A 15,741-nucleotide genomic window follows, 5' to 3' on the forward strand; every position below is an offset into this window, starting at 1 on the left:
GATCCAACCCGGGAAAACGGCATGAAGCTCTGGTCGATCGAAGGCAATTCGCAGCGTCTGGATGGCGGCTCGATGTTCGGCAATGCGCCGAGGGCAATGTGGACCAAGTGGATGGTTCCGGACGAACTCAACCGCGTCAGCCTGGCCACGCGCGCGCTGCTGGCAACGCCGCTCAACGGCAGGACGGTGCTGTTCGAGACCGGCATCGGCGCCTTCTTCGATCCAAACCTGCGCGAACGCTTCGGCGTGGCCGAGAGCCACCACGTACTCCTCGATTCACTGCGTGAGGCCGGCTTCGAGCACACCGACATCGACGTGGTCGTGCTCAGCCACCTGCATTTCGACCACGCCGGCGGCCTGCTGGCGCCGTGGTCGGCGGAGCGTGGGCTGGAGCTGCTGTTCCCGAACGCCACCTTCGTCATCGGCCGCCAACACTGGCAGCGCGCCCGCAGTCCGCACCTGCGCGACCGCGCCAGCTTCATCCCCGAACTGCCCGCCCTGCTTGAGGCCACCGGCCGCATCGAGTTCGTCGACGGCGACCGCACGCCTTCGCTGGGCGACGCGGTGCGTTTCCACTACAGCGACGGCCACACGCCGGGGATGCTGCTGGCCGAGATCCTCGGCCACGAACTGCGCGAGGGCCGGCCGCACGGCGGCGTGGTCTTCTGCGCCGACCTGGTGCCGGGCCTGCCCTGGGTGCACGTGCCGATCACCATGGGCTACGACCGCTGCCCGGAGCTGCTGATCGACGAGAAGCAGGCCTTCCTCGCGGACAAGCTTGCGCGCGACGTGCACCTGTTCCTGACCCATGATCCGGACGTGGCGCTGGTGCAGCTGGCACGCGACGAGCGCGGGCGGTTTTCCGCCGTCCACCAGCACGCGCGGCTGGCCGCGCGTGCATTGATCCGGGACGCGACGCCGTGACCCCACGCATCAGCCTGTTCATCGCCGCGCTGCACGCGCTGCTGTACCTCGTCCTGGCCGTGCGCGTGGTGCTGCAGCGCCGCGCGAAGCGGATCGGTGTCGGCAGCGGCGGCGACCAGGCGCTGGCGCTCAGGGTGCGGGTGCACGCCAACTTCGGCGAGTACGTGCCGCTGGCGCTGGTGCTGCTGGCCCTGCTCGAACTGTGCGGAAGCCCGTCGGTCCTGGTCTGGAGCTGCGGCCTGGGGCTGCTGGTCGCGCGCCTGCTGCACGCCATTGGCCTGGGTGGATCGGCGGGCTACTCGTTCGGACGTTTCGCCGGGACCCTGCTCACCTTCGTGCTGCTGCTGGTGATGGCGCTGGCGGGGCTGTGGCAGATGCTGGCCGTGCAGCTGGTCTGAGCGCACCGGTCATCAGTCTCCGCTGCGCGAGCGCCTCCCGCGCTTTGGCAGCTGCGCCTCGATCAGCACCAGGACCGCCTGCTTGAGCGGTTCGCTGCAGGCACGGAAGCCCTGCAGCAGGCGACGTTCGACCAGGTCGTCGACGAACTCGGCATCGGCCGCGGGGACGCCCTCGCTGGGCGTCGTCGCCGTGCCGCGGCCAGTCGCGAGCCATTCGTAGGACACGCCGGTGGCCATGGCGAGTTCGGCCAGCCGCTCGCTGGACGGATGGACGCCGCCGCGCGCGCTCTCCCAGTTGCCGACGGCGCTGCGGCTGACGCCGAGCGATTCGGCCAATTCGGCCTGCGAGAGGCCGGCGCGCACCCGGGTGGTCCGGATGCGGGTACTCAACTTCATGCCGGTATCCGTGTGCGGGGCCAGACGGTATAGCACGGGTCCGGCTCGCCGATGACAGTGATTCTGTCGTGTCAACGAAATTGACATCGCTTGTCCAGCTTCGTTGGCATGATTTCGCAAGTCAATGATTTTATTAGTCAAGATTTTGGATTGTCAGCGATACTGTCGCATTCCGACCCCCTTGGCCCATTGCTTGCAACGCGCGCATGGCCGAGGGTTGCACCGTGGTCGCGTCGGCTCCAGGGAAGGAAGCCATCAGGAGCGGTGCCGCAGGGAGATGCTGGATGCAAGCGCAGGTTCGGCTGGGTCGGCATCTGTCGGCCCAGCCGGATCTATTTTGGCGGTGTCCCTACCCGCCTCGGGGCCCGGCCCCGCTTGCATGCCGCGCCCGTGGCGGCCAGCATCGGGACATGATCAAACCATCCAGCCTTCTTTCGTTTTGCGCCGTGGCGCTGGCCCTGCTGCCCGCCACCCCTGCAATCGCCAGCGGCGAGGCCGGCACGGCGGCATCTGCAGTGGCTCCGCAGATCCGGTTCAACCAGCTCGGCTTCCATCCCGATGCGGCCAAGCTCGCGGTCGTAGAAGGCGCAACCGGCGCGCGTTTTGAAGTGGTCAGCGACACTGACGGGCAACTGGTGCTGGAAGGCGATCTGTCGACGGCGGCGCGCTGGGCGCCCGCCAATCGCGCTGCCGCCATCGCCGACGTCACGGCGCTGCCGGCCGGCGAATACCGGCTGAAAGTGGACGGGTTGCCTGCGTCTGATCCGTTCCGCGTGGATGTGCAGCCCTACGCGGCGCTGGCCGATGCCGCGCTCAAGGGCTTCTACTTCAACCGCGCGGGCACGGCGCTCGAGCCCGCGCATGCGGGCCGGTATGCACGCGCGGCGGGGCACCCGGATACGCAGGTACGGGTACACGCGTCCGCCGCGTCGGCCTCGAGGCCCGAGGGCAGCCTCGTCTCGGCGCCAAGCGGCTGGTACGACGCGGGCGACTACAACAAATACGTGGTCAATTCCGGCATCACGATGTACACGCTGCTGGCCGCGTGGGAGGACTTCCCGGAGTTCTTCCGCGGTCGCGACATCGGCATTCCCGAAAGCGGCAACGCCGTGCCGGACCTGCTCGACGAAGCCTGGTGGAACCTGCGCTGGATGCTGGAGATGCAGGATCCGGCCGACGGCGGCGTCTATCACAAGCTCACCAACCTCCGGTTCGACGGCGTGGTGATGCCCGATGCGGCCACCAAGCCGCGCTACGTGGTGCAGAAGGGCACCGCCGCGGCGCTGGATTTCGCCGCGGTCATGGCGATGGCTGCGCGCGTGTATGCGCCGTTCGAGGCGCAGTTCCCCGGTGTGCCGGCGCGTATGCGCGAAGCGGCCACGCGTGCCTGGGGCTGGGCGCAGGCGCATCCGGACGTGGCCTACCGGCAGCCCGCGGACGTGCACACCGGTGCTTATGGCGACGAGTCGCTGGACGACGAGTTCGCCTGGGCCGCGGCCGAGCTGTACCTGCTGTCCGGCGACGATGCCTATCTTGCGGCCTTCGAGCGCCACGCCACCGAGCCCGCAGTGCCGTCGTGGGCGCAGGTCGGTGCCCTGGGCTGGAGCTCGCTGGCGCGCCATCGCGAACGCCTGCCCGAAGCCGCGCGTGCGCGCGTGACCAACGGCATCGAGGGCCTGGCCGCACGCCTGGCGGCGGTGTCGGCGGACTCGCCCTGGCGCGTGGCGATGCAGGCGGAGGATTTCGTCTGGGGCAGCAGCGCGCAGGCGCTTAACCAGGCGCTGATGCTGGTGCAGGGCTATCGGCTGTCGGCGCGCCGCGAATACCTGGACGCGGCGCAGTCGCAGCTGGACTACGTGCTGGGGCGCAATCCGCTGGGCGTGTCCTTCGTGACCGGGCACGGTTTGCGCACGCCGATGCACATCCACCACCGGCCTTCGCAGGCCGACGGCATCGCCGAACCGGTGCCGGGGCTGCTTTCGGGAGGCCCCAATCCGCGGCAACAGGATGCAGGCGACTGCCCGCTGCCGTATGCCTCGAAGCTGCCGGCGCTGTCGTGGCTCGACCACGACTGCAGCTATGCCAGCAACGAGATCGCGATCAACTGGAACGCGCCGCTGGTGTACGTGGCAGCTGCGATCGAGGCGCTGACGCCGGCGGAGTAGGGTTTGCTGTCATCGCACGGATGGCGGAGCGATGGACGCGGGCGTAAAAAACGGTTGTTCTTCCATCGAGAGGAGTCGGCCGGATTGCAAGCGACTGGATCAGGCCTGTGGCCGGGAGTCGTCCCGGGCTGGGGGTTGCTCCCCGGCTCGGTCGGCCATCCATGGCTGACTCGCCGCCGCAGCGCATCCATGCGCTGCTCTACGCAACCCCCACCCCGGGACGACCATCGTCGAGTCATTGGCGTGGCTTCGAAAAAAAAGCTCCACCCGGAGCATCGCAGCACCAAACGCAGCGAGCCGTGCCTTGGCGACCGGGGGTCGCGGAGAGCAAAACATGGATGTTTTGCGCGCGAGTCAGGGCAGGATGCCCTGACCGAGCGAAAAGCGATCCCCGGTCGACAGGGCGCGGCGTCAATTCGAAGCACGCGACCCTCCGAAAATCAGAAGCTAGATTTCTCGCTACGCTCGAAATGACAATTTTTCAGCGTCGCCTTGGCTCGGAATGGCAGAGCCGGGCACCGCGGTGCGGGACGCGACACGGAATCCGCGTCCGTGCCACTTCAGTCCACGCGCGTGCCGAAGATGCGATCGCCGGCGTCGCCCAGGCCGGGCAGGATGTAGCCCTTCTCGTCGAGGCGCTGGTCGATGGAGGCGGTGTAGACCGCGACATCCGGGTGCGCTGCTTCGAGCGCGCGCAGGCCTTCCGGCGCGGCGACCAGGAAGATGCCGCGGATCCGGCGCGCGCCGGCGCGCTTGAGCATGTCGATGGTGGCGATCAGGGTGCCGCCGGTGGCCAGCATCGGGTCGAGGATCAATGCGTCGCGTTCATCCAGGCGGCCGGTCAGCCGCTCGAAATAGGTGGCCGGCTGCAGCGTCTTCTCGTCGCGCTGCAGGCCGACCACGCTGACTTTCGCAGCGGGGATCAGCGCCAGCACGCCAGGCAGCATGCCCAGGCCCGCGCGCAGGATTGGCACCAGGGTGATCTTGGCGCCGGCGATGCGGCGCACGCTCACCTCGCCGGCCCAGCCCTGCGTCGTGGCGGGCTCGGTTTCCAGGTCGGCGGTGGCCTCGTAGGCCAGCAGCGTGCCCAGTTCGGTGACCAGCTCGCGGAAGGCCTTGGTGCTGAGCGAAGCATCGCGCAACAGGCCGATCTTGTGCTGTACCAGCGGGTGGCGGACTTCCATCGTCTTCATGTCACGAGTGTGACCGAATCGCGACGCCGCCGGTAGCGCGGCGCGGGCGCTGTCATCGCCCTGCAACGCGAACGACATAGCTTGCGCACCCGGTATTCACACTTTCCGGATCCCCATGCCGCGTCGCCATCCCCTCCGTCTCGCCATCGCGTTTGCGCTGGCTGGTTCCGTCCCCGCAATGGCGCAGGATGCCGCGCCCCAGATGCCCGGGCCAGCCGCCGTCGACCTCGATGCCGTGGTGGTGCGTGCGCAGTACGAATCGCAGGCGCGCGCGATCGACAGCAAGCGCAGCGCCGACGCCATCCAGGACGGCATCTCGTCCGATTCGATGGGCCAGTACCCCGACCAGAACGTGGGCGAATCGCTCTCGCGCCTGCCTGGCATCAGCGTCACCCGCGACCAGGGCGAGGGCCGCTACGTGGTGATCCGCGGCCTCGACGCCGCGCAGAATTCGGTCGTGGTCGACGGCATCGGCATGGGCACGCCGGAGGACAGCAGCCGCGCCGCGCCGCTGGACGTGATCCCGTCCGAGTCCACCGAGCGGCTCACCGTGATCAAGGCGCCGACCCCGGACATGCCCGGCGACTCGCTGGGCGGCGCGATCCTGGTCGAATCGGCTTCGGCCTTCGACCGCAGGGGCCGCAACATGCGCGCCAAGCTCGAGGCCAGCCACCAGAACCTGAGCGGCGAGACGAGCCCCAAGGCCGCGTTCAACTTCAGCGAGGTCTACAACGACACGTTCGGCGTGGCGCTTGGCCTGAGCTGGCAGGATCGCGACTATGAGTCGGACAACATCGAGGTCGAATACGGCGACCAGTTCGAGGAGGTCACCGGCGACCGCTTGACGCCGGTCGAGATCCAGCAGCGCAAGTACTCGATCAACCGCGAGCGCACCGGCCTCAACCTCAACCTCGACTGGCGACCCGACAAGGACAACCACTACTACCTGCGCACGCTGTACACCGACTTCACCGACGCCGAAACCCGTCAGAACCAGATCATCCCGGTCGGCGAAGGCGACATCGCCGGCTACGACAGCGACAGCTGGACGGTGGAAGAGATTTCCGCCGACGATTTCAGCCGCCGCCTGCGCTACCGCACCAAGGCCGAGGACACCTTCACCGCCAGCGCCGGCGGCATGAACCGCATCGGCAACTCGCAGCTGGACTACCAGCTCGGCTGGACCAAGGTGCGCGAGCGCGTGGACGACGAGGTCGAGATGCGCTTCGAGTACCTGGGCGAGGACGACATGGCGATCCGGGTCGGCCCCGGCAGCCTTCCTTCGTTCGACGTGATCGACCCGGCCGGTGGCGACGCCTGGCTGCGCAACGCCAACTATGGCCTCGACCGCCTGGTGGTGGCGCCCAAGCAGGTCGACGACGAGTCGCTGAGCGCGAAGCTCGATTTCACGCGCATGGGCGACAGCGTGACATGGAAGGCGGGCTTCCTCGGTCGCTGGCGCGATCGCGACGTCAACGTGGACGAGGCCGAGTACCGGCGCGGCCCCGACGTAGACCTGGCGGACTGGACCACGGGCACGCCCTCGTACCGCCACGGCCATCTCGGCGACGGCCTCTCGTCCGACGCCATGCGGCGCTGGCTGGCCACTCACCAGGGCGAGTTCTCGGACCGCCCGCAGGACGTGGCCGAGAACAGCATGATCTCGCTGGTCGAGGACTACAGCGCCAGCGAGGACGTGCTGGCCGGCTACCTGATGGCGACGATGGACTTCGGCAACCTGCGCCTGATCGCTGGCGCGCGCGTGGAGCGCACGCAGTTCGAGGCCAGCGGCTGGATGCTCGACCTGGACGAGGATGGCGCACTCACTGCCAGCCGCAGCGCGGCGTCGAGTTCCTACACCAGCGTGCTGCCGGGCCTGCACCTGCGCTACGACACCGACGGTGACTGGGTGCTGCGCGGCGCGGTCACCAAGACCATCGCCCGCCCGAGTTTCGGAGACATCTCCCCGCGCGTGAGCATCAACCGCGACGACGAGGAAGTGGAGCTGGGCAACCCGCAGCTCGATCCCTACGAGTCACTGAACTTCGATCTTTCGTTCGAGCGCTACATCGGTGATTCGGGCATCTTCTCGGCGGGTATCTTCCACAAGTCGATCGACGGCTACATCGTCGACGTCTGGACCCAGGACGATCCCGCGTTCCCCGGTTACGAGGTGACCAGGCCCGTGAACGGCGACGATGCCGACGTGTTCGGCGTCGAGCTCAACTGGCAGCAGAAGCTCGACTTCCTGCCGGGTGCGTGGAGCGGGCTGCTGGTGGGGCTCAGCGGCACCTGGCTCGACACCGAGTACTCCGTGGGCGGCGCCAGCTACTCGCTGCCCAACGCCTCCGACCGCCTGTACAGCGCGCACGTGGGCTGGGAGAACGACCGCATCAGCACCCGCCTGGCCGCGGTGCACCGCAGCGAATACCTGGACGAGATCGGCGACGACGCGCGCTATGACCTGTGGGTCGCGCCCAATACCCAGCTTGATTTCAGCATGGACTACAGGCTGGGTGCGGGCTGGAGCGTGTACTTCGAGGCCTCCAACCTGCTTGATGAACCGCTGGAGCTGTACCAGGGCTCGCGCGACTTCACCCTGCAGAACGAGCTGTACGGGCGCAGTTATTCGCTCGGCGTCAAGGTCAACTTCTGAGGTGCATATGGATCAGGAAATGAAGATGCGCCGCGGCCGCTGGCAGGCACCTGCGACTGCAGCCCTCGCGCTTGCGCTGGCCGCGTGCAGCGGCGGCGCCGCCCCGATCGCCACGCCGACGCAGGACAGCGAGGACCGCGCCGACCGCGCCCGCGAAGCCGTCCGCGCGCAGCCCGCCACCGAAGCGGCGCGCGTGCCCGAAGCCTTCGCCACGCCGATGACGCCCGACGACAACATCGATTCGGTGGCCAGCTGGACCGCACCCGATGGCAGCGTGCTGGTGCTGGCCACGGCCAAATCCACGCACCGGCTGGTGCTGTACGACGGCGCGACCGGCGCCCTCGTCCGTCACGTGGGCGTGCGTGGTGCGGGCTCTGGCCAGTTCGACCGGCCCAACGGCATCGCCGTGGTCGACGACCTGGCCTTCGTGGTCGAGCGCGACAACCGTCGCGTACAGGTGCTGCGCCTCCCGGGCATGCAACACGTGGCCGAGTTCGGCGCAGACGTGCTGCAGCTGCCGTACGGGCTGTGGATCAACAAGCTGGACGGTGGCTACGAGGTTTATGTCACCGATGCCTACATGGCCGGCGAGGACGCGCAGGGCGAAGACATCCTGCCGCCGCTTGCCGGACTCGACCGCCGCGTGCAGCGCTTCGCGCTCGCAGCCGACGGCGATGGTCTGCGCGCGCGCCATGTCGGCGCGTTCGGCGATACCTCGCCCAAGGGCGCCCTGCGCGTGGTGGAATCGCTGTGGGGCGACCCGGACCACGGCCGCCTGCTGGTGGCCGAAGAGGACGAGACCTACGCCAACGAGTTCAAGGTCTACGACCTGGAAGGCAGGTTCAGCGGCCAGACCATCGGCGCGCGGTTCCTGCAGGCGCAGGCCGAGGGCATCGTGCTCAGGCAATGCGGCGATGGCAGCGGCTGGTGGATCACCACCGAGCAGGGCAAGGATCGCACCGTGTTCCACCTGTTCGACCGGCGGACGCTGGAACACGCCGGCGCGGTGGCCGGGGCGACGGTGGCCAATACCGACGGCATCTGGCTGCACCAGGCGACGACGGCGCGCTTCCCGCAGGGCGTGCTGTACGCGGTGCACGACGACCAGGGCATGGTGGCGATCGACTGGCGCGAGATTGCCGCTGCGCTGTCACTGCCGGCCTGCGAGGTGCGCTGAGGTGCTGCGATCCCGTGGCATGCGCGTCCTGCTGTCGGCGCTGCTGCTGGTGCCGGCATCGGCCGGACTGGCCGAGGCGCCCGCGCGCGAGGTCGAGGCGAACACGCTGGTGCCGGCGGGCGTGGTGCGTTACGCGCCGTCGGTGTTTCCGGACCGCATCATCGCGGTGCCCGCGCAGGATGCATCGACCGGGTTCGCCGTGAGCTGGCGCACCGGCGTGGGCGTCGAAGCACCGCTGCTCGAGATCACCACGGCAAAGGATTCGCCCGACCAGTGGGACGGCGACATGCCGCCCAGGCGGCTACGTGCGCAGACGCGCACGCTGGATGCGGGCAACGGCCCGGCCCATCACCACCGCGTCGCGGTCGATGGGCTGCAGGCCGGCACCCTGTACGCCTGGCGCGTGCAGGGCGAGGGCACCTGGAGCCCGTGGCGGCAGCTGCGCACCGCCGCGCCGGCCGGCACGCCGCTGGAGTTCCTGTACTTCGGCGACACCCAGAACCGCAACGCCAGCCTGGTGACGCGGGTGATGCACGAGGCGCTGCGCCATGCGCCGCGCGCGGACCTGGCGCTGTTCGCCGGCGACCTGGTCAGCGAGGCCGTCGACGATGACGAGTGGGGCGAGTGGTTCGATGCGACGCTGCCGCAGTCGGCCACGATGCTGCTGGCGCCGGCGCCGGGCAACCACGAGTTCTTCGAGGAGTTCGAGGACACCCCGCGCGAGCGGCGCGTGCTGGGCGATCCGTGGCAGCTGCATTTCGCGCTGCCGGGCAACGGCGCGGCCGGCGTGCAAGCGACCACGTACTGGTTCGACTACCAGGGCATCCGCTTTGCCGTGCTCGACGGCACCTCGACACTCGACCTCGACGCAGGTCCCGCGCAGGCTGCGTGGCTGGACACCGTGCTGGCCGCCAATCCACATCGCTGGAGCATCGTGCTGGTGCACCAGCCGTTCCACTCGCCGCGCGCGGGGCGCGACAACCGCGCGCTGCGGCGCCACCTGCAGCCGGTGGTCGAGAGGCATCGCGTCGACCTGGTATTGCAGGGCCACGACCACACCTACGGCCGCCGCGGTGGCGGCAGTGCGAAGGCAGCCACGCCGCAGTACGTGGTCTCCGTTGCCGGGCCAAAGCAGTACCGGGTCTCCGAGCAGGCGCGCGCCACCATGTCGCCGGTGGCCGAGGACACGCAGCTGTTCCAGGTGCTGCGGCTGCAGGACGGTCGGTTGTCGTACGAGGCGCGCACGGTCACCGGGCGGCTGTACGACGCGTTTACCCTGGTCGATCAAGGCGCGGCCGGCAAGCGCATCGAGGAGCAGGTGGAAGGACGCATCGACGAACGCCGCTGCCTGCGCGCGCAGACCCTGCGCGGCCGTGCGGATCGGTGCTGGGAATGAACGCCGGGAGCGCAGGCGTGATGAAGCAACGGATGCTGGTTGCGCTGCTGCTCGCCGCCTGCGTGCTGCCGCTGTCGGCGCGCGATGCGGTGCTGCATCCGTTCCATGCGGTGCAGCCCGCGGCCGCGCCGGAGGAAGTGCTGCTGGCGGTGGAGATTCCGGCCGGCAGCGCGACCAAGTACGAGATCGGGGCGGACGGGCTGGTGTACGTGGACCGGTTCGTGTCGATGCCGGTGGCGTATCCGGCCAACTACGGCTCGATCCCGCGCAGCCTGGCCGGCGACGGCGATCCGCTCGATGCGCTGGTGCTGACGCGCGCGCCGCTGCACCCGGGCGTGCTGGTGCGGTTCCGTCCGATCGGGGTGCTGCGCATGCGCGACGACGGCGAGCAGGACGACAAGATCATCGGCGTGCCGGTCGACGCGGTCGACCCGAGCTACGCGGACGTGCGCGACATCGGCGAGCTGCCTGCGGCCGAGCGCGCGCGCATCGAGGCGTTCTTCCGCGTCTACAAGGATCTGCCGGAGGGGCGTGGGGCAGTGGAGCTGGACGGCTTTGGTGACGCGGCCGAGGCGAAAGTGCTGGTGCGCGAGGCGCTGGAGCGGTTTCCGGGCGCGGGGCGCTGAGCGCTGCGCCCGCCATCATCGCGGCGGTGGCCCCCACCCCATCCCTCCCCCGCAAGCGGGGGAGGGAGCGGAGCACCGCAACCGGGGAGGGGGCGGAACGTTGCGGCCGGGGAGGGGCAGAACGTCGCCACCGGGGAAGCTCGCCCCTGCTCCCTCCTCCGCTTGCGGGGGAGGGTTGGGGTGGGGGAGCGCGCGCAGCGCGCGTCAGGCCGCTTCCAACGCCTTCTGCCGCGGGCCTTCGCGCAGGGCCTTGCCGACCATCGCCACCAGCAGTTCGAGCTCGTCGGAGGTGGTCTCGAAGCGCGGGGTGAAGCGCAGCGAGTTGGCGCCGCCGTGGATCACGCCGATGCCGTGCTCGCGCAGCCACTCCTCGGTCGAGCCCGCGCCGTAGCACTTGAACTGCGGCGCAAGCTCGCAGGAAAACAGCAGGCCGGTGCCCTGCACGCCGGTCACCAGGCCGCCGAGTTCGCTCTTCAACACTTCTAGCCTGACGACAGCCTCACGCCCGCGCTCGCGGATGTTGGCGCGCAGCTCCGGCGTGATCGCGTCCAGCACCGCGCAGGCGACATCGAGCGCGCGCGGGTTGGTGGTCATGGTGTTGCCGTACACGCCGCTGCGATAGAGCTTCGCGGTGGCCTGCGTCACCGCCAGCACCGACAGCGGGTACTGGCCGGCGTTGAGCGCCTTGGAATAGGTTTCCATGTCCGGCGCCGCGCAGCCTTCGAAGCCGGGGTAGTCGACGATCGACAGAACGCCATGCGCGCGCAGGCCGGCCTGGATCGAGTCGACCAGCAGCAGCGTGCCGTGCGCGGCGGTGAGTTCGCGCGCCGCGTCGTAGAAAGCACGCGGCAGGGCGCGGCCGGGGTCGCCTTCGCCCATCACCGGCTCCAGGAACACCGCCTCGACGAACCAGCCGTTGGCGTCCGCGTCGGCGAAGGCGCGGCGTAGCGCGTCGGCGTCGTAGGGTTCGATCGCGATCAGCGAATCCTCGCCACGGAAGCTGGCCAGGTGCTGCATATAAGCCTTGCGCGAGGAATCCGAGTACAGCGCGGGGCGCTCGGTGCGGCCGTGGAAGCTGCCCTTGACCACGATGCGCTTGATCGTCTTGCCTGCGTGGCGCGCACCCGGGTCGGTCATCAGCCTGGTATTGACGTCGGCGATGCGCGCGGCCAGGCCGACCGCTTCGGAGCCCGAGTTCAGGCACAGAAAGTGCGAGAACGGGCAGCCCCCGGCGCTGTGGCCGATCTCGCGGCGTAGCGCGCGCTCCAGGCGCAGCTGCGACAGGTTCGGCGTCATCACGTTGGCCATGGCCTGCGGCTTGGCCATCGCCTCGAGCACCGCCTTGGGCGCGTGGCCGAAGCCGAGCATGCCGTATCCGCCCGAGTCGTGGACCACGGCGCCCTTGAGCGTGACGACCCACGGCCCGCGCGCGGTCAATGCGACGTAGGGATTCACCGCATCGGCCGAATAGAAATTGACGTAGCCGGCCTGCACCGCCTCGATCTGGGCGGATTCGTCCAGCTCCAGCAGGTCGGCGAACTCCGCTGCGATCCGCGCGTGTTCGGCGGCGGCGGCGTCGATGGCTTCGCGCAGCTCGAGATGCGCGGCGGCCAGGCGCTCGACGGTGGCATCGTCCAGGCCGGTGGTGCGGCGCTGGCCGCCGTGGGCGCGCAGGGGGGCGAGGGCAGCGGTCATGGACATCGGCTTCTCCAGGGAGCGGGCCGCGGCACGGTCGCGTGCCGGGCGGGTGGGGCGGCGTCGAAACGGCGCTCTGGCTTCTATTATCTCGATCCCATCGGCGCATGACAGGGTGGATCTGCGCAGAATTCCGTATGATTTCGGCGAATCGACGAAGGGTTTGCGCACATCATGAAGATCACGCCGGCCGATGCGCTCCTGTTGTCCGCCCTGCGCGAGAACGCCCGGGCCTCAACGGCGCAGATCGCGCGCCAGCTAGGCCTGTCGCGCACCACGGTGCAGAGCCGGATGGAGCGGCTCGAGCGCGAGGGCGTGATCCGCGGCTACACGGTGCGGGTCAACGAGGAGGTCGAGCGCGGACACATCCGCGCCCACATCCTGATCACCGTGCTGCCCAAGCAGATGCCGGCGGTGGTGCAGGCCCTGCACGACATGCCGCAGGTGCGCAGCCTGCATTCGGTGAGCGGTGCGCACGACCTGGTGGCGATGGGCGTGGTGCCGACGGTGGTGGACATGGACGAGCTGACCGACCGCATCGGCGCGATCGACGGCGTGGAGCGCACGACGTCGGCGGTGATCCTGTCGACCAAGTTTGAAAGGTGACGGCTTCGGGGAGTGGGAGCCGCTTGCGGAGCAAGCCGTGGGGTGGGGCAGGCCGCGGCGGCACGGCGTGAGATCTCTCACTGCGTTTCGAGATGACAGGCGTTGCGTTTCGAGATGACAGGCGTTGCGTTCGATGGCAGGCGTTGCATTCGGGATGACAGGCGGTGTGCACAGTTCCAGGGATTGTCATCCCGAACGCAGTGAGGGATCTCCTCCCGGCAGCCGCGCTTCCACCCCCTACAATTCCCCGATGAAGAAGTCCGACTTCCACTACCCCCTGCCGCCCGAACTGATCGCGCAGGAACCGCTGGCCGAGCGTTCGGCCAGCCGCATGCTGGTGGTGCCGGCGGGAGACGCAGCGCTGGTGGATGCGCAGGTGCGCCAGTTGGGCGAGTGGCTGCGGCCCGGCGACCTGCTGGTGTTCAACGACACCCGCGTGATCCCGGCGCGGCTGTTCGGGCAGAAGGAGACCGGCGGCCGGGTCGAGATCCTGATCGAGCGCCTGCTGCCAGGCAACAAGGCGCGGGCGCAGCTGGGCGCCAGCAAGGCGCCCAGGCCCGGTTCACGGATCGCGCTGGATGCGGGCGGCACGGCCGAAGTGCTGGATCGCGATGGCGGTTTCTACCACCTGCAGTTCGAAGTCGAAGGCGCGCTTGAATCCTGGCTGCTCGGCGCCGGGCGCCTGCCGTTGCCGCCCTACATCCGCCGCGAACCCGGCCGCGACGACGCCGAGCGCTACCAGACCGTGTTCGCGCGCGAGGTCGGCGCGGTCGCCGCGCCCACTGCCGGCCTGCATTTCGACGATGCGCTTCTGGCCGACCTGCGGGACCGCGGGATCGAATCGGGCCACGTCACCCTGCACGTGGGCGCGGGCACCTTCCAGCCGGTGCGGGTCGACGACCTGCGCCACCACGCCATGCACAGCGAGTGGATCAACGTCGGCGCCGGGCTGGTCGCGCAGGTGCGGCGCACGCGCGAGGCCGGGGGTCGCGTGATCGCGGTGGGCACCACCGTGGTGCGCGCGCTGGAGAGCGCGTCGGTCGATGGCGAGCTGCATCCGCACTCGGGCGAAACCAGCATCTTCATCTTTCCCGGCTACCGCATCCGCAGCGTGGATGCGCTGCTGACCAACTTCCACCTGCCCGAATCGACCCTGCTGATGCTGGTGTCGGCCTTCACCGGGCGCGAGCGGATCCTGGCTGCCTACGCGCACGCGGTGCGCGCGCGCTATCGGTTCTTCTCCTATGGCGACGCGATGCTGCTGCTCGGGGATGCATTCCGGGCCTGAGCCTGCGTGCAGGACCCCGCGTTCCACCGGCACCGCGTGCCTGCGTGGACGCGGATGAGTACAATTCTCATTCCGGATGCGGCCAGCGCCGCCCGCCCCACGATCCAAGGAGTCGACCATGCGTCTTGCCCACGCCGCGCGCGTACCCGCTCTTGCGGCCCTGGTCCTGCTGGCCGCCTGCGGCCAGCGCGAAACCCCGGCGCCCGCGACGGAACCGGGCGCGGACGCCGCGCCGGCCGCCGCCGGCGAGGTCAACCTCTACACCACCCGCGAGCCTGGCCTGATCCAGCCGCTGCTCGATGCCTTCACCGCCTCCTCGGGCATCAAGGTCAACACCGTGTTCGTGCGCGACGGCCTGCTCGAGCGCGTGCGCGCGGAAGGGCAGCGTTCGCCGGCCGACGTGCTGATGACCGTCGATACCGGCAACCTGCTCGACCTGGTCGGCAACGGCCAGACCCAGGCCGTGCAATCGCAGGTGCTGGCCGACGCGGTGCCCGCGCACCTGCGCGGCGAGGATGGCCAGTGGTTCGCGCTGTCGCTGCGCGACCGCATCCTCTACGCCGACAAGGACCTGCAGCTCGAGAGCTTCACCTACGAGCAGCTGGCCGACCCGCAGTGGAAGGGGCGCGTGTGCATCCGCTCGGGCCAGCATCCCTACAACACCAGCCTGATCGCGGCGATGATCGCGCACGCCGGGGTCGAGAAGACCGAAGCCTGGCTGCAGGGCGTCAAGGCCAACCTCGCGCGCAAGGCCGCAGGCGGCGACCGCGACGTGGCCCGCGACATCCTCGCCGGCATCTGCGACATCGGCATCGCCAACGCCTACTACGTCGGTCGCATGAAGAACGCCGACCCGGGCAGCGAGCAGCACCAGTGGGGCGAGGCGATCCAGGTGATCCGCCCGACCTTCGCCAGCGCCGCCGACGGTGGGACCCACGTCAACATCAGCGGCGCGGCCGTCGCGCTGCACGCGCCCAACCGCGACAACGCGGTGACATTGCTCGAGTACCTGGTGTCCGACGAGGCGCAGAGCCTGTACGCGAAGGCGAACTACGAATATCCGGTCAAGGCCGGCGTTGAACTCGATCCGGTGGTGGCCAGCTTCGGGCAGATGAAGATCGACGCGCTGCCGCTCACCGAGGTCGCCAGGCACCGCAAGCAGGCCAGCGAGCTGGTGGACCGGGTTGGATTCGACAACTGACCGATGCGCCTGGTCCGGCG

At 69.3% G+C, this 15,741-nt stretch carries 13 protein-coding genes; 10 read left to right on the forward strand and 3 right to left on the reverse strand.

Features of this window, described 5'->3' with window-relative positions; translation table 11 throughout:
• The first annotated feature begins 21 nt into the window (after positions 1–21).
• Together ACW5DW_RS10270 and ACW5DW_RS10275 are read left to right on the forward strand one after the other, a co-directional pair.
• Positions 22–924 carry an MBL fold metallo-hydrolase gene (locus ACW5DW_RS10270; protein WP_457018742.1) on the forward strand — a complete coding sequence of 301 codons (903 nt, stop codon included), beginning with the start codon at positions 22–24 and terminating at the stop codon, positions 922–924.
• Complete coding sequence (locus ACW5DW_RS10275; protein WP_457018743.1) at positions 921–1,322, forward strand: MAPEG family protein; 402 nt, start codon at positions 921–923, stop codon at positions 1,320–1,322. Before ACW5DW_RS10270 ends, ACW5DW_RS10275 begins: the two co-directional genes overlap by 4 nt.
• 12 nt (positions 1,323–1,334) lie before the next feature.
• Here ACW5DW_RS10275 and ACW5DW_RS10280 read toward each other — a convergent pair whose 3' ends face one another.
• Entirely contained in the window at positions 1,335–1,718 is a 384-nt protein-coding gene (locus ACW5DW_RS10280; protein WP_457018744.1) for a helix-turn-helix transcriptional regulator, read from the reverse strand.
• 410 nt (positions 1,719–2,128) lie between these two features.
• Between ACW5DW_RS10280 and ACW5DW_RS10285 the strand changes: the two genes are divergently transcribed.
• Positions 2,129–3,883: a glycoside hydrolase family 9 protein gene (locus ACW5DW_RS10285; protein ID WP_457018745.1), complete on the forward strand. Its 1,755-nt coding sequence runs from the start codon at positions 2,129–2,131 to the stop codon at positions 3,881–3,883.
• A 560-nt stretch (positions 3,884–4,443) separates the two neighbouring features.
• Here ACW5DW_RS10285 and upp read toward each other — a convergent pair.
• Positions 4,444–5,076: a uracil phosphoribosyltransferase gene (gene upp, locus ACW5DW_RS10290; RefSeq protein WP_457018746.1), complete on the reverse strand. Its 633-nt coding sequence runs from the start codon at positions 5,074–5,076 to the stop codon at positions 4,444–4,446.
• A 115-nt stretch (positions 5,077–5,191) separates the two neighbouring features.
• Here upp and ACW5DW_RS10295 point away from each other — a divergent pair, with 115 nt between their 5' ends.
• From ACW5DW_RS10295 to ACW5DW_RS10310, 4 genes are read left to right on the forward strand one after another with little or no spacing between them, the layout of a single operon-like run.
• The gene (locus ACW5DW_RS10295; protein WP_457018747.1) at positions 5,192–7,732 is read left to right on the forward strand and encodes a TonB-dependent receptor; all 2,541 of its coding nucleotides are present in this window, start codon (positions 5,192–5,194) and stop codon (positions 7,730–7,732) included.
• Between the two features lie 19 nt (positions 7,733–7,751).
• Positions 7,752–8,909, forward strand: coding sequence for a phytase (locus ACW5DW_RS10300; protein WP_457018748.1), 1,158 nt, complete (start codon positions 7,752–7,754; stop codon positions 8,907–8,909).
• A 19-nt stretch (positions 8,910–8,928) separates the two neighbouring features.
• Positions 8,929–10,305 carry a metallophosphoesterase gene (locus tag ACW5DW_RS10305; RefSeq protein ID WP_457018865.1) on the forward strand — a complete coding sequence of 459 codons (1,377 nt, stop codon included), beginning with the start codon at positions 8,929–8,931 and terminating at the stop codon, positions 10,303–10,305.
• Positions 10,306–10,325: 20 nt separating this feature from the next.
• The gene (locus ACW5DW_RS10310) at positions 10,326–10,931 is read left to right on the forward strand and encodes an inorganic diphosphatase (RefSeq protein ID WP_457018749.1); all 606 of its coding nucleotides are present in this window, start codon (positions 10,326–10,328) and stop codon (positions 10,929–10,931) included.
• A gap of 204 nt (positions 10,932–11,135) precedes the next feature.
• Here ACW5DW_RS10310 and ACW5DW_RS10315 read toward each other — a convergent pair whose 3' ends face one another.
• Positions 11,136–12,632, reverse strand: a complete 1,497-nt coding sequence (locus tag ACW5DW_RS10315; protein WP_457018750.1) for an aminotransferase class III-fold pyridoxal phosphate-dependent enzyme — start codon at positions 12,630–12,632, stop codon at positions 11,136–11,138.
• Between the two features lie 168 nt (positions 12,633–12,800).
• Here ACW5DW_RS10315 and ACW5DW_RS10320 point away from each other — a divergent pair, with 168 nt between their 5' ends.
• The 3 genes from ACW5DW_RS10320 (at position 12,801) to ACW5DW_RS10330 (ending at position 15,721) form a co-directional block, all read left to right on the forward strand.
• Positions 12,801–13,232 (forward strand): Lrp/AsnC family transcriptional regulator, encoded by a 432-nt coding sequence (locus ACW5DW_RS10320; RefSeq protein ID WP_457018751.1) that lies wholly within the window; start codon positions 12,801–12,803, stop codon positions 13,230–13,232.
• A 250-nt stretch (positions 13,233–13,482) separates the two neighbouring features.
• Entirely contained in the window at positions 13,483–14,520 is a 1,038-nt protein-coding gene (gene queA / locus ACW5DW_RS10325) for a tRNA preQ1(34) S-adenosylmethionine ribosyltransferase-isomerase QueA (RefSeq protein WP_457018752.1), read from the forward strand.
• 118 nt (positions 14,521–14,638) lie between these two features.
• Complete coding sequence (locus tag ACW5DW_RS10330; protein WP_457018753.1) at positions 14,639–15,721, forward strand: Fe(3+) ABC transporter substrate-binding protein; 1,083 nt, start codon at positions 14,639–14,641, stop codon at positions 15,719–15,721.
• Positions 15,722–15,741 lie beyond the last annotated feature (20 nt).

Source organism: Luteimonas sp. A482 (assembly GCF_054072655.1).